The 19450-nt window shown below is 71.6% G+C and carries 20 protein-coding genes; 12 read left to right on the top strand and 8 right to left on the bottom strand.

What is annotated here, in order from left to right; genetic code table 11:
* Positions 1-83: 83 nt before the first annotated feature.
* The 5 genes from ACWD10_RS17095 (at position 84) to ACWD10_RS17075 (ending at position 5829) form a co-directional block, all read left to right on the top strand.
* Positions 84-1544 carry an MFS transporter gene (locus tag ACWD10_RS17095; protein ID WP_451091606.1) on the top strand — a complete coding sequence of 487 codons (1461 nt, stop codon included), beginning with the start codon at positions 84-86 and terminating at the stop codon, positions 1542-1544.
* A gap of 96 nt (positions 1545-1640) precedes the next feature.
* The gene (locus ACWD10_RS17090) at positions 1641-1820 is read left to right on the top strand and encodes a hypothetical protein (protein WP_451091605.1); all 180 of its coding nucleotides are present in this window, start codon (positions 1641-1643) and stop codon (positions 1818-1820) included.
* A gap of 116 nt (positions 1821-1936) precedes the next feature.
* Positions 1937-3736 (top strand): DEAD/DEAH box helicase, encoded by a 1800-nt coding sequence (locus ACWD10_RS17085; RefSeq protein WP_451091603.1) that lies wholly within the window; start codon positions 1937-1939, stop codon positions 3734-3736.
* 618 nt (positions 3737-4354) lie between these two features.
* Positions 4355-4996 carry an IclR family transcriptional regulator gene (locus ACWD10_RS17080; RefSeq protein WP_451091601.1) on the top strand — a complete coding sequence of 214 codons (642 nt, stop codon included), beginning with the start codon at positions 4355-4357 and terminating at the stop codon, positions 4994-4996.
* Between the two features lie 29 nt (positions 4997-5025).
* Positions 5026-5829: a S16 family serine protease gene (locus ACWD10_RS17075; protein WP_451091599.1), complete on the top strand. Its 804-nt coding sequence runs from the start codon at positions 5026-5028 to the stop codon at positions 5827-5829.
* A gap of 80 nt (positions 5830-5909) precedes the next feature.
* On the opposite strand, the gene ACWD10_RS17070 is transcribed toward ACWD10_RS17075, so the two are convergent.
* The 5 genes from ACWD10_RS17070 to ACWD10_RS17050 form a co-directional block, all read right to left on the bottom strand.
* The gene (locus ACWD10_RS17070; RefSeq protein WP_451091597.1) at positions 5910-6884 is read right to left on the bottom strand and encodes a glycine betaine ABC transporter substrate-binding protein; all 975 of its coding nucleotides are present in this window, start codon (positions 6882-6884) and stop codon (positions 5910-5912) included.
* Positions 6881-7672: an ABC transporter permease gene (locus ACWD10_RS17065; protein WP_451091760.1), complete on the bottom strand. Its 792-nt coding sequence runs from the start codon at positions 7670-7672 to the stop codon at positions 6881-6883. Before ACWD10_RS17065 ends, ACWD10_RS17070 begins: the two co-directional genes overlap by 4 nt.
* A gap of 107 nt (positions 7673-7779) precedes the next feature.
* Positions 7780-9045: an ABC transporter ATP-binding protein gene (locus tag ACWD10_RS17060; protein ID WP_451091758.1), complete on the bottom strand. Its 1266-nt coding sequence runs from the start codon at positions 9043-9045 to the stop codon at positions 7780-7782.
* 28 nt (positions 9046-9073) lie between these two features.
* Complete coding sequence (locus ACWD10_RS17055) at positions 9074-9721, bottom strand: ABC transporter permease (protein ID WP_451091595.1); 648 nt, start codon at positions 9719-9721, stop codon at positions 9074-9076.
* Between the two features lie 35 nt (positions 9722-9756).
* Positions 9757-10257: an Lrp/AsnC family transcriptional regulator gene (locus ACWD10_RS17050; RefSeq protein ID WP_451091593.1), complete on the bottom strand. Its 501-nt coding sequence runs from the start codon at positions 10255-10257 to the stop codon at positions 9757-9759.
* Between the two features lie 129 nt (positions 10258-10386).
* Between ACWD10_RS17050 and hppD the strand changes: the two genes are divergently transcribed.
* The 4 genes from hppD to nthA all read left to right on the top strand — a co-directional run bounded on the left by hppD (position 10387) and on the right by nthA (position 12798).
* A complete protein-coding gene (gene hppD, locus ACWD10_RS17045) occupies positions 10387-11544 on the top strand; it encodes a 4-hydroxyphenylpyruvate dioxygenase (RefSeq protein WP_451091591.1) in 1158 nt (385 codons plus the stop codon).
* A 105-nt stretch (positions 11545-11649) separates the two neighbouring features.
* On the top strand, positions 11650-11931 hold the full coding sequence (locus ACWD10_RS17040; protein WP_451091589.1) for a hypothetical protein: 282 nt from the start codon (positions 11650-11652) through the stop codon (positions 11929-11931).
* Positions 11924-12205, top strand: a complete 282-nt coding sequence (locus tag ACWD10_RS17035; RefSeq protein WP_451091756.1) for an SH3-like domain-containing protein — start codon at positions 11924-11926, stop codon at positions 12203-12205. Before ACWD10_RS17040 ends, ACWD10_RS17035 begins: the two co-directional genes overlap by 8 nt.
* Positions 12202-12798, top strand: coding sequence for a nitrile hydratase subunit alpha (gene nthA, locus ACWD10_RS17030; RefSeq protein ID WP_451091587.1), 597 nt, complete (start codon positions 12202-12204; stop codon positions 12796-12798). The genes ACWD10_RS17035 and nthA overlap by 4 nt, the downstream gene beginning before the upstream one ends.
* A gap of 24 nt (positions 12799-12822) precedes the next feature.
* Here nthA and ACWD10_RS17025 read toward each other — a convergent pair whose 3' ends face one another.
* Positions 12823-14463: a tetratricopeptide repeat protein gene (locus tag ACWD10_RS17025; RefSeq protein ID WP_451091585.1), complete on the bottom strand. Its 1641-nt coding sequence runs from the start codon at positions 14461-14463 to the stop codon at positions 12823-12825.
* A gap of 97 nt (positions 14464-14560) precedes the next feature.
* On the opposite strand from ACWD10_RS17025, the gene ACWD10_RS17020 reads away from it, so the two are divergent.
* Positions 14561-16003, top strand: a complete 1443-nt coding sequence (locus ACWD10_RS17020) for an FAD-binding oxidoreductase (RefSeq protein WP_451091583.1) — start codon at positions 14561-14563, stop codon at positions 16001-16003.
* 100 nt (positions 16004-16103) lie between these two features.
* Here ACWD10_RS17020 and ACWD10_RS17015 read toward each other — a convergent pair whose 3' ends face one another.
* On the bottom strand, positions 16104-16589 hold the full coding sequence (locus ACWD10_RS17015; protein ID WP_451091581.1) for an SsgA family sporulation/cell division regulator: 486 nt from the start codon (positions 16587-16589) through the stop codon (positions 16104-16106).
* 223 nt (positions 16590-16812) lie between these two features.
* On the opposite strand from ACWD10_RS17015, the gene ACWD10_RS17010 reads away from it, so the two are divergent.
* Positions 16813-18384 (top strand): RDD family protein, encoded by a 1572-nt coding sequence (locus tag ACWD10_RS17010; RefSeq protein ID WP_451091579.1) that lies wholly within the window; start codon positions 16813-16815, stop codon positions 18382-18384.
* A 118-nt stretch (positions 18385-18502) separates the two neighbouring features.
* The gene (locus ACWD10_RS17005) at positions 18503-19165 is read left to right on the top strand and encodes an RDD family protein (RefSeq protein WP_451091577.1); all 663 of its coding nucleotides are present in this window, start codon (positions 18503-18505) and stop codon (positions 19163-19165) included.
* Here ACWD10_RS17005 and ACWD10_RS17000 read toward each other — a convergent pair.
* Positions 19158-19418: a hypothetical protein gene (locus ACWD10_RS17000; protein WP_451091575.1), complete on the bottom strand. Its 261-nt coding sequence runs from the start codon at positions 19416-19418 to the stop codon at positions 19158-19160. The genes ACWD10_RS17005 and ACWD10_RS17000 overlap by 8 nt on opposite strands.
* Positions 19419-19450: the final 32 nt, after the last annotated feature.

Below are 19450 nucleotides of genomic sequence, written 5' to 3'. Positions count from 1 at the left end.
GAGAGTCGTACGACCAAGGGCCGAGGCCGTTCCCCGTCCCGAGACAGGGGTCAAACGGCTCAGCGATTCTTACGCTGACGGCCATGACCGCCACGGATTCGGCTGACGCCGACCTCACGGACGACACGGACCCCGAGCTCGCAAGGACCGGGGTCCTCCGCCGCCCCTACCGCGCCCTGAGCATCGGCATCGTCTCCGTCGTTTTCCTGGTCGCCTTCGAGGCGACCGCCGTCGGGACCGCGATGCCGGTCGCCGCACGGGAGTTGGACGGGGTGTCCCTGTACGCCTTCGCCTTCTCCGGGTACTTCACGACCAGCCTGTTCGGCATGGTGCTCGCCGGGCAGTGGGCCGACCGGCGCGGGCCGCTCGGGGCGCTCGCCACCGGGATCGGCGCGTTCGCGGTGGGGCTTGTGCTCGCCGGGGCGGCCGGGGCGATGGGCGTGTTCATCCTCGGGCGCGCGGTGCAGGGGCTCGGCGGCGGTCTGCTGATCGTCGCGTTGTACGTCGTGGTCAGCCGGGCCTATCCGGAGCGGCTGCGGCCCGCGATCATGGCGGCGTTCGCGGCGAGCTGGGTCGTACCGTCGATCGTGGGCCCGCTCGCGGCCGGAACCGTGACCGAACGGTTCGGCTGGCGCTGGGTGTTCCTCGCCATGCCCGTACTCGTCCTGATCCCGCTCGCCCTCGCGCTGCCCGCGATACGGCGCATGGCGGGCGGGCCGCCGGAGCGGGACGTGGCCGACGGTGCGGGGAGTCCCGCCGCCCGCCGCATCCGGCTTGCGCTCGGCATCGCGGTCGGGGCCGGGCTCCTGCAGTACGCGGGTCAGGACCTGGCCGTCCTGTCGCTGATCCCCGCCGCGCTCGGCGCCGCCCTGCTCGTGCCCGCGGCGCTCGCGCTGCTGCCGCGCGGCACGTTCCGGGCCGGGCGCGGGCTGCCGTCCGTCGTGCTGCTGCGCGGGATCGCGGCCGGGTCGTTCATCGCGGCCGAGTCGTTCGTGCCGCTGATGCTGGTCACGCAGCGCGGACTGTCGCCGACCCTGGCCGGGCTCTCGCTCGCGGCCGGGGGTGCGACCTGGGCGTTCGGCTCCTGGGTGCAGTCGCGGCCGCGGCTCGAACCGTACCGCGAGCCGCTGGTCAGGATCGGCATGCTGCTCGTCGCGACGGCCATCGCCACGGCGCCGACGGTGCTCATCGACTCCGTACCGGTGTGGATCGTGGCGGTCGCCTGGGGCTGGGGCTGCCTCGGCATGGGCCTGACCATCTCGTCCACCAGCGTGCTGCTGCTCAAGCTCTCCGCCCCGCACGAGGCGGGCGCCAACTCGGCCGCCCTGCAGATCTCGGACGGCCTTTCCAACATCCTGCTCCTGGCCGTGGGCGGCGCGGCCTTCGCGGCGCTCGGCGGCGGGGCGGTGGGGGCGGCGGACGCTCACCCCAGCCCCGGTGCGGCCGGACACCCTATGGCCTTCGTAGCGGTCTTCGCCCTATCGGCGGCGGTGGCCTTGGTGGGTGTGTACGTGGCGGGGCGGCTGCGGGCCTCGTCCGGGTGACGGCCCGGATATCCCGGGGGTACGAGCCCGGCGTGCGCTCTACGGTCGGCGCCACGTGCCCTCGCCGAGGGCTGAGAGCGGAAAGAGGAGCAAGCAGTGCCCGACTTCGAACTGCACCTCGGGCCCGACCGGGAAAAGGCAGTGCGGGCCATCGCCGAGGCGCAGGGCACCACCCCTGAAGAGGTGGTACGCCGAGCAGTGCTCGAAGTGCTCGCCGAGGCCCAGGCGGCCCCCGCCGCACCGGACGACTCGCAGCGCCCCGCCGACCCGGTGTGACCCGCGTCCCACCTCCGCCCCACGTGGCGCAGTCGCCGTGTCCCCTCAATACGCCCCCGGTAGGGTGTCCCGGTTGTCATACGTAGCCGAGCACCCCGACCGCGAACCCGGAGACCGTGACTACCACCGCCCCCTCCTCCCACCACCTCTCACCCGCCTTCCCCGGCCGCGCCCCCTGGGGCACCGCCAACAAGCTGCGTGCCTGGCAGCAGGGGGCCATGGAGAAGTACATCCAGGAGCAGCCGCGGGACTTCTTGGCCGTCGCGACGCCCGGCGCCGGTAAGACCACCTTCGCGCTGACCCTGGCCTCGTGGCTGCTCCACCACCACGTGGTGCAGCAGGTGACCGTCGTCGCGCCGACCGAGCACCTGAAGAAGCAGTGGGCGGAGGCCGCGGCCCGGATCGGGATCAAGCTCGACCCGGACTACAGCGCCGGGCCGCTGAGCAAGGAGTACCACGGGGTCGCCATCACGTACGCGGGCGTGGGCGTCCGCCCGATGCTGCACCGCAACCGCGTCGAGCAGCGCAAGACGCTCGTCATCCTCGACGAGATCCACCACGCCGGTGACTCCAAGTCCTGGGGCGAGGCGTGCCTGGAGGCCTTCGAGCCCGCGACCCGGCGGCTCGCGCTCACCGGTACGCCGTTCCGCTCCGACACCAATCCCATCCCCTTCGTGACGTATGAGGAAGGGAATGACGGGATCCGGCGGTCCGCCGCCGACTACACCTACGGCTACGGCAGCGCGCTCGGCGACGGCGTCGTGCGGCCCGTCATCTTCCTCTCCTACAGCGGCAATATGCGCTGGCGGACCAAGGCCGGTGACGAGATCGCGGCCCGGCTCGGCGAGCCCATGACCAAGGACGCCGTCAGCCAGGCCTGGCGCACCGCCCTCGACCCGCGCGGCGACTGGATGCCGAACGTCCTCAAGGCCGCCGACCAGCGCCTCTCCGAGGTCCGCAAGGCGATCCCGGACGCCGGTGGCCTGGTCATCGCCTCCGACCAGGACTCGGCACGGTCGTACGCCAAGCTGATCCGGGAGATCACCGGCACGAAGGCGACCGTCGTGCTCTCCGACGACGTCGGGGCGTCCAAGAAGATCGACGAGTTCAGCCGGAACGAAGGCAACACGGCCCGGTGGATGGTCGCGGTCCGCATGGTGTCCGAAGGCGTCGACGTGCCGCGCCTCGCCGTCGGCGTCTACGCCACCACCATCTCCACGCCGCTGTTCTTCGCCCAGGCCGTGGGCCGTTTCGTACGGTCGCGGCGGCGCGGCGAGACCGCCTCCGTCTTCCTGCCGACCATCCCCGACCTCCTCGGCTTCGCCAACGAGATGGAGGTCGAGCGGGACCACGTCCTCGACAAGCCGAAGAAGGACGGGGAGGAAGACCCGTACGCCGAGTCCGAGAAGGAGATGGACGAGGCCAACAAGGAGCAGGACGAGGACACGGGGGAGCAGGACATGCTGCCCTTCGAGGCCCTCGAATCCGACGCCGTCTTCGACCGAGTCCTTTACGACGGTGCCGAGTTCGGCATGCAGGCCCACCCCGGGAGTGAAGAGGAGCAGGACTACCTCGGCATCCCCGGGCTCCTCGAGCCCGATCAGGTGCAGATGCTGCTCCAGAAGCGGCAGGCCCGGCAGATCGCGCACAGCCGGAAGAAGCCGGACGAGGAGGCCGATCTCCTCGAACTGCCCGCCGAGCGGCGGCCGGTGGTCTCCCACAAGGAGCTGCTCGAGCTCCGCAAGCAGCTCAACACCATGGTCGGTGCGTACGTCCATCAGTCCGGCAAGCCGCACGGCGTGATCCACACCGAGCTGCGCCGGGTCTGCGGCGGCCCGCCGAGCGCGGAGGCCACCGCGGGGCAGATCCGGCAGCGGATCGCGAAGGTCCAGGAGTGGGCGACGCGGATGAAGTGACCGGGGTCCCGGCCTCTGTGCGGCCGCTCGGTCAGCGGCGCTCGCCCGGTCAGCGGCGCGCGCCGGGGCCGCGGCGGTTGCCGATCACGACCATGGCCGTACCGATACCGATACCGACACCGATACCGATACCGATCGCGAGCGTCACCGCGGCGGTGCTGACGATCCAGGGCGTGCCGGGGCGACGGGCGCGGCCAGCGCGGTCGGCGCGTCGCGCTCGGCGGCGCCGACGGGGTGGGCGAGAGGGCAGCACCGGCAAGGGTCCTGAGTCGTGAGCCCTTGGTCCTCAGGGGGGGGCATTGCGGGGCGGCGAGATTCCGGCATTCGGGATAAACGCCCCGTATCGCTCCCGCTGCACCCGTCGAGCTTTCCGCCAGGTGCCCGGATTCTGGACGGAGTCTTCCGCTCAGCGGGACGTCTCGCTACTGTCCCGGCAACGCATACGCCCCGTGGCAACGCCGCCGCGGAGCGCAGCCGGTGCCAGGTGGCGCCTGGGCGGACCGATTCGCCGCCCCGGACCGCCTCCGCCCGACGGCCGCTGTCGCGCGTTCGCCGTTGGGACCGGTGACGCGTCTTTCCCCCAGGGGCCGCCGCAACTCACCTGAAGGAGAGGGCGTCGTGACCGCGGAGACCTCCCAGACGCTCGACCGGGGACTGCGTGTCCTCAAGCTGCTCGCCGATACCGATCACGGTCTGACCGTCACCGAGCTGTCCAACAAGCTCGGTGTGAACCGTACGGTGGTCTATCGGCTCCTGGCCACCCTTGAACAGCACGCGCTGGTCCGCCGGGACCTGGGCGGCCGCGCCCGGGTCGGCCTCGGCGTGCTCCGCCTGGGCCGCCAGGTGCACCCGCTGGTGCGGGAGGCGGCGCTGCCCGCGCTGCGCGCCCTCGCCGAGGACATCGGCGCCACCGCGCACCTCACCATGGTCGACGGCACGGAGGCGCTCGCCGTCGCCGTGGTCGAGCCGACCTGGACCGACTACCACGTGGCGTACCGCACCGGCTTCCGGCACCCGCTTGACCGCGGCGCGGCAGGCAAGGCCATCCTGTCGGCCCGGCAGGGCGTGATGACCGACCCCGGCTACACGCTCACCCACGGCGAGCTGGAGGCCGGGGCGTGCGGAGCGGCGGCCCCGCTGCTCGGTGTGACCGGGATAGAGGGCAGCGTCGGCGTGGTGATGCTGGCGGACGCGGTTCCGGAGCGGGTGGGGCCGCGGGTCGTGGACGCGGCCAAGGAGGTCGCGGACGCCCTGCGCTGACCGCACCACGCTCCCGATAGATTGACGTCGTGCTCTCTCGCCTCGCCCAGCTCTCCCGCCCCAAGGCCCTGGCCCTCAGCGCCACCCCCGTCGTCGCCCTCCTCGCCGTAGCCGCGTTCGCCCCGCTGCCGTTCTCCGTGGCGCAGCCCGGCTCGACCGCGGATGTGCTCGGGGAGCACAAGGGGGAGCCGGTGATCACCATTGCGGGCGCCCCGACCCGGGACACCAAGGGTGAGCTGCTCATGACGACCATCGCGGCGACCACCCCCGACACGGAGGTGGACCTCGGCGACGTGATCGACGGCTGGTTCCGCACCGACCGCGCCGTCATGCCCCGCGACGCCGTCTACCCGACCGGCGACTCCGTCGAGGAGATCGAGGAGCACAACCGGGCCCAGATGAAGAAGTCCCAGGACGCGGCGGTCGACGCGGCCCTGACCTACCTCGACAAGAGCCCGGAGGACGTCCGCGTCCAGCTCAAGCTCGCAGACGTGGGCGGCCCGAGCGCCGGGTTCCTGTTCTCGCTCGGCATCATCGACAAGCTCGACGGCGACGGCAGCGGCGGCGACCTCACCGGCGGCCGCAAGATCGCCGGTACCGGCACCATCGAGGCGGACGGCACCATCGGCCCGGTCGGCGGCGTGGCCCTGAAGACCCAGGCGGCCCGCCGCGACGGGGCGAGCGTGTTCCTCGTACCCAAGGCCGAGTGCTCCGACGCGAAGGCCGAACTCCCCGACGGCGTACGCCTGATCCCGGTCGACAGACTGACCGACGCGGTCGACTCGCTCCGGGCCCTGAACGCGGGCGGCGGCAAGAACGTACCGAGCTGCTGAAGCAGGGTGTCAGCGAGGCTCAGCCTTCTAGAAGGGCGTCTCAGCGGCTCAGCCCTCCTAGAAAGGCGTCACAGCGAGGCTCAGCCCTCCTTGACGAACCCCTCCGCCAGCAACCAGTCCAACGCCACCTTGTGCGCGTCCTGCCCGTCCACATCCACCTTGGCGTTCAGGTCCCGCGCCACCTGGTTGTCGAGCCTCTTCGTGATCGGGTCGAGGACGTCCTTGATCGCCGGATACTTCTTCAGGGACGCGGAGTTGACCTCGGGCGCCGCGTTGTAATTCGGGAAGAAGCGCTTGTCGTCCCGCATCACCGTGAGGTTCATCGCCTTGATGCGTCCGTCGGTGGTGAAGACCTCGCCGTACGTGCACGCGCCCTTGGCCGCCTGCGTGTAGACGATGCCGCTGTCCATCTTGGTGATGTTGGCCGCGGGCACCCGCATCCCGTACTGCTTCTGCATGCCCGGCAGGCCGTCGTTGCGGGAGGCGAACTCGCTCTCCACGCAGAGCGTGACGGCGCTCGGGTCGGACTTCGCCAGGGCGGCCACGTCGGAGAGCGTCCTGGTCCGGTACTTCTGCTCGTTGGCCTGGTTGAGCGCGAGGGCGTACGTATTGTTCAGCTCGGCGGGCGGCAGCCAGGTGATGCCCTCCTTCAGGTCCGCCGTGCGCACCGCCTCCCACTGCGCGTGCGGGTCGTCGACGGGTTCGGTGTTGCCCTGGTACGTGATCCAGGCGGTGCCCGTGTACTCGTACATGAGGTCCGCGTCGCCGCTCTTGACCGCCTCGCGGGCGCCGATGGAGCCCTGGATGCCGGTGCGGTCCAGGACGTCCGCGCCCGCCGCCTCCAGGGCGATCCCGGTGATCGCGCCGAGGATCAGCTGCTCCGTGAACTCCTTGGACGTGACGGTGAGATCGGCGCCCTCCAGCGGCTTGCCGTCGCCGATGGTGCCCGGCTCGACGTCGTCGACCATGGGGGAGCCGCTGGTGAGCCCGCAGCCGGAGAGTAGCGAGGGGAGCAGCAGCGCGGCGGAGGCCGCTATCGGATACGTACGCCTCACGTACCCGTCTCCAACCCCCGCGGCCTGAGCAACAGTTCGGCCAGCGAAGCCAGCCAGTCCACCAGGAGCGCGAGCACCACCGTCAGGATGGAGCCGAGCATCAGGACGGCCATCCGCTGGTTGGTGATGCCGGTGGTGATCAGGTCGCCGAGGCCGCCGCCCCCGCCGAATGTGGCGAGCGTCGCCGTGCCGACGTTGAGCACCAGGGCGGTGCGCACCCCGGCCAGGATCAGCGGGACGGCGAGCGGGAGTTCCACCCGGCCGAGGACGCCGAGCGGGGACATGCCGATGCCGCGGGCGGCCTCGAGGAGCGCGGGGTCGTTGCCCTTGAGGCCCGCGATGGTGTTGGAGAGCACCGGGAGCAGCGCGTAAATGATGATGCCGGTGAGGGCGGCCTTCTCGCCGATGCCCAGCCAGATGACCAGGAGAGCCAGGAGGCCGATCGCCGGGGTCGCCTGGCCGATGTTGGCCAGGGCCATCGCGGCCGGGGCGGCGCGGCGCAGCGGGCGGCGGGTGAGCAGGATGCCGAGCGGGATCGCGATGATCAGCACGAAGAAGGTGGAGATCACCGTGAGTTGGATGTGCTGGCGCAGGCGGAGCATGACGTTGCCGCCCGCGAGGGCGTTCTCGGCGATCGAGTCGAGCTCGGCGGTGCGGAACCAGAGCCAGGTGATCAGGAGCACGATCGCGAGCAGGGCCGGAAGGACGGTCAGCTTCGCCAGGCTGATCCGCCGCGGCGGCTTCCCGGGCGGTACGGGCGTCAGCGGCTCCTGCTCGCCCTGGCCCACGTCCCGGAACGCGAGCCCCTTGACCTCGTGCTCGCCGTGCGGGCGCTCCTGCGGGCGCTCCTGCGGGCGCTCCTGCGGGGACGCCGTCGACTGCTCGCTCTCGGTGTTCACGCCCGTTCCTCCTCGGCGCCGCCGTCGCCCTCCTGTTCCCGGTGGGTCAGCTCGGCCTGCCGCTCCTCCAGCTCGTGCTGGTGCTCGAGGGCGTCGAGCCGGTCCGCTTCCAGGAGTTCGTGTACGGAGTTCATCAGCGTCTCCAGGTCGACGACGCCCTCGTACGCGCCGTGCCGGGCGGTGACCGCGACGCGCCCCGCGCTGTCGGTGAGCACCGCCTCCAGGGCGTCCCGGAGCGTGGCGTCGCGGGTCACGGTGTCGTGCACGAGCGTTCCGGCGCGGGCCAGGGAGCCGCGGGCGCGCATCAGGTCGCCGCGGCGCAGCCACTTGTACGGGCGGCCGCGCTTGTCGAGCAGCAGGATCTCGTTGGTGGAGCCGGAGCGCAGCTTGTCGAAGATGTCCTGGAGCGGGTCGTCGACGGTGACGGTCGCGTAGTCGCGGATCTCCACATCCCGTACGCGGGTGAGATTGAGCCGCTTCAGGGCCGCGCCCGCGCCGACGAAGCCGGAGACGAAGTCGTCGGCGGGGTTGGTGAGGATCGCCTCGGGGGTGTCGAACTGGGCGATGTGCGAGTGCTCCCGGAGCACCGCGATCCGGTCGCCGAGCTTGATGGCCTCGTCGAAGTCGTGCGTGACGAAGACGATGGTCTTGTGCAGCTCGTGCTGGAGCCGGATCAGCTCGTCCTGAAGGTGGTCGCGGGTGATCGGGTCGACGGCGCCGAACGGCTCGTCCATGAGAAGCACCGGCGGGTCGGCGGCCAACGCCCGGGCCACGCCGACGCGTTGCTGCTGTCCGCCGGAGAGCTGGCGCGGGTAGCGGCCGCGGAACTCGACGGGGTCGAGGCCGACGAGGTCGAGCATCTCCTCGACCCGGCTCCTGATCCTCGCCTTCGGCCAGCCGATCATTTTCGGTACGAGGGCGATGTTCTGGGCGACCGTCATGTGCGGGAAGAGCCCGGAGGACTGGATCGCGTAGCCGACCTTGCGGCGCAGCTTCACCGGGTCCATGTCGGTGACGTCCTCGCCGTTGATCCGGATGCGGCCGCTGGTCGGCTCGATCAGGCGGTTGATCATCTTCAGCGTGGTGGACTTGCCGCAGCCGGAAGGGCCCACGAAGATCACGATCTCGCCGGCCTTGATCTCCATGCTGACGTTGTCCACCGCGGGCTCGTCACTGCCCGGGTAGCGCTTGGTGAGTTGCTCGAGCTCGATGGTGGCGCCCGTGGTGGCACTCGGGGCCGGGCCCGCGGGGCGGGTCGGCATGGGTTGCTCAATGGTGGCGGCGGCGGTCTCAGACACGGATACCCCTCGGAATGGTCAGACGGCCGATGACGACGTACGCGGCGTCGAAGAGCAGGGCGAGGACGATGATGCCGAGCGTGCCCGAGAGCACCTGGTTGAGCGCGTTCTCGCTGCCCAGGGAGCCGATGCCGCGGAAGATCTCGTTGCCGAGGCCGGGCCCGGAGGCGTACGCGGCGATGGCGGCGATGCCCATCAGCATCTGCGTGGAGACCCGGATGCCGGTGAGGATCGGTGGCCAGGCGAGCGGCAGCTCGACCCGGAAGAGGCGGGCGAGGCGCGACATCCCGATGCCCTTGGCCGCGTCGACCAGGGCCGGGTCGACCCCGCGCAGGCCCACGATCGCGTTCCGCACGATCGGGAGCAGGCCGTACAGGATCAGCGCGATCACGGTCGGCGCGACGCCGAGCCCGACGATCGGGATCAGCAGACCGATCATGGCGAGCGACGGGATGGTCAGGAGCGTCGAGGCCGTGGTGGTGGCGAGGCTGCCCGCCCACTCGTTGCGGTACGTGAAGACCCCGACGAGCACGCCGATGAGCGTGGCCACGACCATGCACTGGAAGACGGCGCCGGCATGTTGAGAGGCGTCGGTGAGCAGCTGCTGATGCCGACTCCCCAGGTACTCCCAGAAGTTCACTGAGTCACCTCGCATTGCTAGCCGTCACTTGAAGGTCACCGTCCCTGAGGCTCCGCCGCGGCCTGCTCCACCAGCGGGATGATCCGCAGCGGCACGGGGTTCTCCATCACGATCGCGGTGGAGGCCCGGACGATGCCATCAAAGCCCACGACGCGGTCGATCACACGCTGAAGATCGGCATTCGAGCGGGCCACCAGGCGGCAGAGCATGTCGCCGTGCCCGGTGGTGGTGTGCAGCTCGAGGACCTCGGGCACGGTCGCCAAGTGGGCCCGTACGTCGGCGCCCTGGCCCTGTTTGATCTCCAGGGTCGCGAACGCCGTCACCGGGTAGCCGAGGGCCGCCGGGTCGACATTCGGGCCGAAGCCGCGGATCACTCCATTCGACTGAAGCCGGTCGAGCCGGGCCTGCACGGTGCCGCGCGCGACGCCCAGGCGCCGGGACGCCTCCAGGACCCCTATCCGCGGCTCGCGGGCGAGCAGCACGAGCAGCCGTCCGTCGAGCTCATCGATGCCCGGGGCAACCGGATTTCCCGCCATGGCGCAGATCACACTCCCACTGGTCATCATGTACAGATAGCCCGGCCATACTGGCCGCTCGCTATGCATTGTGCCCAGCAAAAAAGCAAACTATTGCGCAGCTTGCGGACGCGGAGAGACGCTGCGGACATGGCAGCTACATCAGCGAATCCCCAGCAGACCACCCCCCACACACCGCGCGAGGCCGATCCCTTCCCGGTGAAGGGCATGGACGCGGTCGTCTTCGCCGTGGGCAACGCCAAGCAGGCCGCGCACTACTACTCCAGCGCGTTCGGCATGCAGCTGGTCGCCTACTCGGGACCCGAGAACGGCAGCCGCGAGACCGCCAGTTACGTCCTGGAGAACGGCTCGGCCCGCTTCGTCCTGACCTCGGTGATCAAGGCATCCACCGACTGGGGCCGCTTCCTGGAGGCCCACGTCGCGAAGCACGGCGACGGCGTGGTGGACCTCGCCATCGAGGTGCCGGACGCCCGCGCCGCGTACGCCTACGCGGTCGAGCACGGCGCCACCGGCCTGGAGGAGCCGTACGACACGAAGGACGAGTACGGCACCGTCGTACGCGCGAGCATCGCGACGTACGGCGAGGTCCGGCACACCCTCGTCGAGCGCTCCGGCTACGACGGCCCGTACCTGCCGGGCTTCGTCCCCGCCGAGCCGATCGTGCAGCCGCCCGCCCGGCGCACCTTCCAGGCCATCGACCACTGCGTGGGCAATGTCGAGCTAGGCAAGATGAACGAGTGGGTGGCCTTCTACAACAAGGTCATGGGCTTCACGAACATGAAGGAGTTCGTGGGCGACGACATCGCGACGGAGTACTCGGCCCTGATGTCGAAGGTGGTGGCGGACGGCACCAAGAAGGTCAAGTTCCCCATCAACGAGCCCGCGATCGCGAAGAAGAAGTCGCAGATCGACGAGTACCTGGAGTTCTACAACGGCCCGGGCGTCCAGCACATGGCCCTGGCCACGAACGACATCGTCGAGACGGTACGGACGATGCGTGCCGCCGGAGTCCAGTTCCTGGACGTCCCGGACTCCTACTACGACACCCTCGGCGAGTGGGTCGGCGACACCCGCGTCCCGATCGACACCCTGCGCGAGCTGAAGATCCTCGCGGACCGCGACGAGGACGGCTACCTGCTCCAGATCTTCACCAAGCCGGTCCAGGACCGCCCGACCGTCTTCTTCGAAATGATCGAACGCCACGGCTCCATGGGCTTCGGCAAGGGCAACTTCAAGGCCCTCTTCGAGGCGATCGAGCGGGAGCAGGAAAAGCGCGGGAATCTGTAGCCGACACCGGCCGACACCGGCCGACACCGGCCGACACCGGCTGACGGCGGCGGAGCGCTCGGGTAAGCCGAGCCCTCCGCCGCCGTTCGACGTACGCTGCACGCCATGGCCAGGATCAACGACGTCGGCGGCATGCAGGGCTTCGGGCCGCTCGACACCACCGACGACAGCGAGCCGTTCCACGCCGACTGGGAGGCGCGGGTGTTCGCGCTGAACAGCGCCCTGGTGAAGCAGGGCGTGTACAACCTCGACGAGTTCCGGGACGCCGTCGAGACCCTGCCGGTCGCGGAGTTCCTGGCCGCCTCGTACTACGAGCGCTGGTTCCACGCCATTCGGACTCTCCTGGAACGCAAGGGAGTTCTGGCACCGGGTGAGCTCGATGACTGACCGGTTCGCGCCCGGCGACCGGGTCCGCACCCTGGCTCACGACCCGCCGCACCACACCCGCCTGCCCCGCTACGCCCGTGGCAAGACCGGCACCGTCGTCGAGCCCGAGGGCCGCCACCCGCTCGCCGACCTGCGCGCGCAGGGCCTCGCCGACGCGGCCGCGCCCGCCGAGCAGGTGTACGCCGTCCGGTTCGCGGCCCGCGACCTGTGGGGCGCGGGGGACCATCACGTCGTACTCGACCTGTGGGAAAGCTACTTGGAGGCCGCGCTGTGAGCGGAGCACACGAAGAGAGCGGGGCCGCGACCCTCTCCCGGCGGGTACGCCGCCTGGAGACCTTGCTCGAGGAGCGCGGGCTCGTCGACGGGGCCGCGCTCGACGAGGCCCTCGACGCCTTCCTCGCCGACGCCTCGCCCGCCAACGGCGCCCGCGTCGTGGCCCGCGCCTGGACCGACCCCTCGTTCAAGGAACGGCTGCTCGCCGACGGCACCGCCGCCGTCGCGGAACTCGGGTTCTCCGCCGGGGGAGTGCAGCCGCAGCGGCTCCGAGTCGTCGAGAACACGGCGGACGAGCACAACGTCGTCGTCTGCACGCTCTGCTCCTGCTACCCGGTCCGGCTGCTCGGCCCCTCACCCAGCTGGTACAAGAGCGAGGCCTACCGCTCCCGCGTCGTGCGCGAACCCCGCGCCGTCCTACGGGAGTTCGGGCTCGACCTGCCCGAGGACACCCGGATCACCGTCTGGGACTCCAGCGCGGAGACCCGGTACCTCGTGCTGCCGCGCCGACCCGAGGGGACCGAGCGGCTCTCCGAGGACGAGCTGGCCGCTCTCGTCTCCCGGAATGCGCTGATCGGTACCGCGGCGCTCTGAGGGCGGGCTGAACGGCCGTACGGCTTACGTGGCGGAGCCGGACGTTTGCGTGGCCTGGGGCGTCGGGGTTCGCCAGGACTGCCGCGTGGGTGTGGGCGTGGGCGCGGGCGGCGCGGGCGTCGTGGGGCGGGCGCTGGACGGGCGGGACGTGGGCGCGGCCTCGCGGGTGGGCTGCTGCGACTCCTGCTCCTCCGGCTGCTCCGACTGCTCCGACTCCGGAGACTTGGACGGTTCCGCCTCCATCTGCGCCGGACCGCCCTCCGGCGGCTCGCCGAGCGCCGTCAAGGCTTCCCGTGCCTTCGGGGCGAGGAGTGGCGAGAAGTGCGGGTTGATGCGCAGCGCCTCCTGTAGGTGGCGGCGGGCCGCGCCGTACTTCTCAAGGGACCGCTCGATCTCCCCCCGGTGGTACGCGAACAGGGCGCTCCGCGGACCCTCCTTCATCGCCTTCTGCGCGTACCCGAACGCCTCCTCGTCGTCGCCCGCCCGGTGCAGCGCCCAGCCGAGCGCGTCCGCCGTCTGCGGGCTCGGGTGCCGCTGCCACTCGGCGGTGAGCCGTTCGACCGCCGCGTCCGCGTCGCCGTGCCCGGCCTCGAAGAGCCCGAGCACCAGCTCGTCCCGGACCCCGCCGCCCCGCTCCTGCTCCGCGATCCGGCGGCGCAGCAGGTCGTACTGCACCCGCGCGGCGGGCTCGTCGCCCTGAGCGGCGTACAACTCGCCCAGTTCCAGGTGGTATTGGGGCAGCGGCCGCTTCACCAGGACGGCCTGGTACGTGAGGACCGCCTCGTCGCCCCGGCCGAGCGCCGCCTGCGCCCGGGCCCGCCCGGCGAGCGAGGCGTGGTGCCCCGGGTCGGCGCGCCGCGCCGCGTCGAACCAGCGCAGCGCCTCCGCCGGCTCGCCCCGCTCCCAGGCCTGCTGGCCGAGCAGATGCTGGTACGCCGCCCGCTCCGCCGGAGTCTCGGCCAGGGCCGCCGCGTCGGAGAGCGCCGCCGCGGCGTCCTCGCGCCAGCCGCGGCTCTGGTACACCTGCCCGGCGCGGGCGAGCACGGCCTGGCCGGAGCGCAGCTCCTGCAGTTTCTCCAGGGCCTTGCCCGCCGCCTTCTGGTCACCGAGCCGTACGTACGTGTCGATCAGGTCGGGGTAGAGCGTCCAGCGCTTCGGCGCCTGCTTCCGGGCCAGTTCGCCCCACTTCCGCGCCGCCCGGTAGTCGTGCCGTACGCGGGCGAGCGCGGCCATGCCCGTCAGGGCCTCGACGTTCCCGCGCTCCCCGGCGCGGACCTTCAGCGAGGTGCGCAGCGCCCGCTCGGCCTTCGGGTAGTACCGGTAGTCGGCGGTCCGCTCACCCCGTTCCACGTAGGCGGAGCCGAGCACCGCCCAGGACTCCTCGTCGCCCGGGTGCCGTGCCACGTGCGCCGCACGCTCGCGGATCAGGGCGTCCAGGTCGGGCAGCGCGGCGGGAGCGCCCGCCTGGGCGGCGGCAAGGGCGCGTCCCGAGGGCCCGAGCGCGGGCCGCTCCGTCTCGTCCTGCAGCAGCGGTACGAGCGTCAGCGCCCCAACGAGCACCACGGACCCGGCGACGGTGCCGAGCAGGACACGCTTCAGCGAGGGGGCGCGTCGCCCGCGACCGGTCGGTGCGGGCCCTGGTTCGTTCTTCACGACGCTCTTCATGGCGCTCACTGTGCGTCAGTACGAAGAACGGATCGGAGTACGTACGCGGGGTCGCGGACGGGTTCACACCGATGGCCCCCGATGCGACCCTTGGATCATGAGCGACGCCTCCCAGGCTTCTCCGGCTTCTCCGGCTTCTCCGGCTTCCCCGGCGTCCGCGGCTTCCGCGGTTCCTTCGGACCTCACCGCCCGGCTCCGCGAAGGGCTGCCCGCCGACGCGGTCCTCACCGACACGGACGTCACGGCCTCGTACGCGCACGACATGGCCAGCTTCTGCGACGCGGGGGCCCCGGCGGTCGTCGTCCTGCCCCGCACCGTCGAAGAGGTGCAGCACGTGATGCGCACCGCGACCGCGCTGCGCGTCCCGGTCGTCCCGCAGGGCGCCCGCACCGGCCTGTCCGGCGCGGCCAACGCCTCGGACGGCTGCATCGTGCTCTCCCTGACCAAGATGGACCGGATCCTGGAGATCAGCCCCATCGACCGGATCGCGGTGGTCGAGCCGGGCGTCGTCAACGCGACGCTCTCCCGCGCCGTCGGCGAGTACGGCCTCTACTACCCGCCGGACCCGTCGAGTTGGGAGCAGTGCACCATCGGCGGGAACATCGGCACCGCGTCCGGCGGCCTGTGCTGCGTGAAGTACGGCGTCACCGCGGAGTACGTCCTCGGACTCGACGTCGTCCTCGCCGACGGCAGACTGCTCAGCACCGGCCGCCGTACCGTCAAAGGCGTCGCCGGATACGACCTCACCCGGCTCTTCGTCGGCTCCGAGGGCAGCCTCGGCATCGTCGTCCGCGCGGTGCTCGCGCTCAAGCCCGAGCCGCCCCGGCAGCTCGCGCTCGCCGCGGAGTTCGCCTCGACCGAGGCCGCCTGCGACGCGATCTGCAAGATCATGGAGGGCGGCCACGTCCCCTCGCTCCTCGAACTGATGGACCGTACGACCATCAGGGCCGTCAACGACATGGCGCAGATGGGCCTCCCGGACACCACCGAGGCGCTGCTCCTGGCCGCGTTCGACACCCCGGACCCGGCCGCCGACCTGGCCGCCGTCGGCGAGCTGTGCGCGGCCGCGGGCGCGCGGGACGTCGTACCCGCCGAGGACCACGCGGAGTCCGAACTGCTGCTCCAGGCCCGGCGGTTGTCGCTCACCGCGCTCGAGGCGGTCAAGGGCACCACGATGATCGACGACGTCTGCGTGCCCCGCTCCCGGCTCGCCGACATGCTCGACGGCACCGCCCGGATCGCCGAGAAGTACGGCCTGACCATCGGCGTCTGCGCACACGCGGGCGACGGCAACACCCACCCCACGGTCTGCTTCGACGCCCAGGACCCCGACGAATCGCGGCGCGCCCGCGAGTCCTTCGACGAGATCATGGCGCTCGGCCTGGAACTCGGCGGCACCATCACCGGCGAGCACGGCGTCGGCGTACTCAAGAAGGAGTGGCTGGCACGCGAGCTCGGCCCGGTCGGACTCGAACTGCAACGCGGCATCAAGCAGACCTTCGACCCGCTGGGGCTGCTCAACCCCGGCAAGCTCTTCTGACGCTGTTCTTTGCGGCTGAACCGCCGCCGCTCTCGCGGACCTGGCTGGTCGCCGTTGTGGTTCCTCAATTGATGGTTACGGCTGTGGCGGCAGGGATTCTTCACTCACCTCCGTCCTTGGACTCGTCCGACGGCCACGGGTCGCGCAGCCACAGTTCGTCGAGACGGCCGCCCGGGGTCGGGGTGAGCAGGTCGGCAAGGCCGTCGTCGATGCCGAGCTGCTCCGCCTCGGTACCCGGCGGCACCACGCGCAGGGTGCGCTCCAGCCAGGCGGAGACGGCGGCGGCCGGGGCCTCGATGAGCGCGTCGCCGTCCGGCGAGCTCAGCGCCATCATGACGACGCTGCGGCCGTTCAGCTTGGTCGGCCAGACCCGGACGTCCCCGTGCCCGCAGGCCCGGAACACGCCCTCGACCAGGAGTTCGCGGGCGAAGGTCCAGTGCACCGGGTGGTCCGAGCCGATGTGGAAGGCGATGTGCACGGCGTACGGGTCGTCGGTGCGGTACGTGAGACGGGCCGGGACCGGGATGCTGCGTTCCGGGGACAGAACCAGCTTCAGCTCCAACTCGCGTTCGACAACGGTGTGCATGGCGTTTCCTCTCACTTCGTTCTCCGTAGGGGGCCCCTGAGCGGGCCTTCAGGAGGAGAGAGGGGGCTGCGCCGCATCCCTTACGCAACTTTCCGGAGATTCTTTGGATTCTTTTCGGTACCCGGACAGGGGATGGAACGGCGGGACGGGCCCGGCCTCGCGCAACCGTCTGATAGATGTGGACCCTCAAGAAGACCACCGAGCAGATACGGGAACGCGGACCATGAGCGCCCCAACCCCGGCCCCTGGCGACAGCAGCCCCACCTCCGGCTACTACCCGGATCCGTCCATCCCCGGATATATCCGGTACTGGAACGGCGCCGCCTGGGTGCCGGGTACCAGTCGGCCCGCCCCTGCCGAGGGCGAGCCGATGCCTGAACCGCCCGGCGGGCACGGCGCCCACGCCCCCGCCGTCCCCGAGCAGCACGTCGCGCCCGCGGAGGAGACCGGGCCGATGTTCCTCGACGAGGAACCGGCCTCGGCCACCACACCCGCCTCCGGCTCGGCCCCGGACGCGGGCGGCGCCACGGCGGGCGGCGCCGCACAGCAGAGCGGCGGCAGGCCCGAGCCCGCCTCCGCCTGGCAGGCCGATGCCTCCCGGCAGTCCGGCTTCGGCGGCACGCCGAACGGCGGGGTGTCGTGGGGCGCGCCCGGCGTGCCCGGCGCGCAGGACACAGCTGACCCGCAGGGTGCGGCGCCCGCGCGGCCCGAAGCGCCCGACGGTGCCCCGGCACAGGGTGCGTGGCCGGACGGAACGGTCGCGATCCGGGCGGTGAACCCGCACGGCGACGGACCTGCCGGATCCGCCGGGGCGCAGCAGGGCGGCCCGGGCGGCGGCCAGCCGGGCCAGGCAGGCCAGCCGGGCGAAGGCACCCCGGGCCAGCCCCCCGCCGACCGCACGATGATGGTCCGCCGCCTCAACCCCAACGCGGACGGCACCGGCCAGGCCCAGGCCCCCGGCCAGCCCCAGTCACCGCCCGCCGCGCAGCCCGAGCCCGGCACCATGGCGATCCGCGCGCTCCCGCAGAACGACGCGGCCGCCCCCGGCGCCACGGCACCCCCGCACTCCGGTTACGGCTACCCGCAGCAGGGCAACCAGCCGGCTCCCGGCGGCGGTTACGGCTACCCGCAGCAGTCGCCGCCGCAGCAGCAGCCGCCGCAGTCCCCGGTCACCCCGGGCCCGGGCGGCGGCGCCGCGTCCTGGCCGCAGCAGGCGCAGCAGCCCGCGCCGGGGCCCGGCCCCGACGACCCCGTCATGCCCTTCAAGCCACCGACCACCGACCCGTTCCTGGAGGCGGCGCAGGCCCAGGCCGCGGCCCGGCCCGCGCCGCTCGGCAAGCGGCTCGCCGCGCGGCTCATCGACGGCGTGCTGCTCGCGGTCGTCCTGGGCGCGGCGGCGTTCCCGTTCATCGGGAAGGCGACGGACCACATCGAGGGCAAGATCGAGGCCGCGAAGATGTCGGGCGTGAAGACCACGGTGTGGCTGCTCGACGGGACCACGGCGGGCTACCTCGGCATCGTGCTCGCGGCGCTGCTGCTCTTCGGATTCCTGTACGAGGTGCTGCCCACGCACAAGTGGGGCTGGACCCTGGGCAAGAAGCTCCTGAAGCTCGAGGTGCGGGACATCGAGGAGCACGCGCCGCCGTCCTTCGGGGCGTCGGTCAAGCGCTGGCTCGTGTACTGCGTGCCCGGGCTCCTCGCGGTGGGCGTGATCGGCATCCTGTGGTGCGTCTTCGACCGCCCCTGGCGCCAGTGCCTGCACGACAAGGCTGCCCGTACGTTCGTAGCGGGCTAGGTCCCGTCACTGAGCCCGGCGCCGACCACGATCACGGCGCCGGGCCTACCCGTAGCGCGAGAACCCGTATGGCCCCGCGCGGGATGCGACGCACCGCGCCACAAGGTCGACTCGGCGCATGACCACCCAACCGCCGGACGACGACCCGTTCAAGAAGCAGCCGCCCGACGGCAGTGGCGGCGGTAGTCCGTACGACACCCCGCCCGGGGGCCCCGGCGGCCCGAGTGGTCCCGGCGGTCCCGGAGAGGGCGGCGGCCCGTATGGCGCGCCCCCGCCGCCCTACGGAGGCGATGCCTACGGCGGCGGGTACGGCGGGGCCGATCCGCTCGCCGGGATGCCGCCGCTCGCCGACAGCGGCAGGCGCGTCCTCGCCCGCCTCATCGACATGGTGCTCGTCGGCGTCGTCGTCTGGCTGATCTCGCTGAGCTTCGGGGGCATCACCTTCGACACCGACCCCGAACAGGTCGAGTTCAGCGAGTCCTTCGGGCACTCGCTGCTCGCTGCCGTCCTGTACACCGGCTACGACACCGTCCTGATCGCCCAGTCCGGCCAGACCCTGGGCAAGAAGTGGCTCGGCCTGCGCGTGGCCAACCTCGACAACGGCGCCACGCCCTCCATGCAGACGTCACTGCTGCGCGCGGGCGTCCTCTGGCTGCCGTTCGCGTTCTGCTGCGCCTGCGTCTGGACGGCGATCTGCGGCGGTTGGAGCTTCTTCGACAAGCCGTACAAGCAAGGTCTGCACGACAAGGCCGCCAAAACCGTGGCGGTCACCGTCACTTGACCGCAGGCACGCGCTCCTCGGTGCGGGCCGGGGCGGGCGAGGCGTCGAGCGGTATTTCTTTGGTACGAGGGGTGCGCACCGTCCTCGGCGCCGGTAGCGTCACCGCAACCAGGAGGCCGAGGCCGAGCGCGGCGACGGCGACGAGGGCGATGCCTATCGCGCTCTGCGTCCGGGCGAGGAGCAGCAGCGCGAGGGTGGCGAAGACGACGGTGGCGGTACCGTAGGCGAGCTGTGCGACAGTCGGGCGAGGCATGTCGTAATCCGTCCTCGGGACAGCGGAACTCT

It is taken from the genome of Streptomyces sp. NPDC002851 (assembly GCF_053591935.1).
This window is presented reverse-complemented; position numbering and strand designations above follow the sequence as displayed.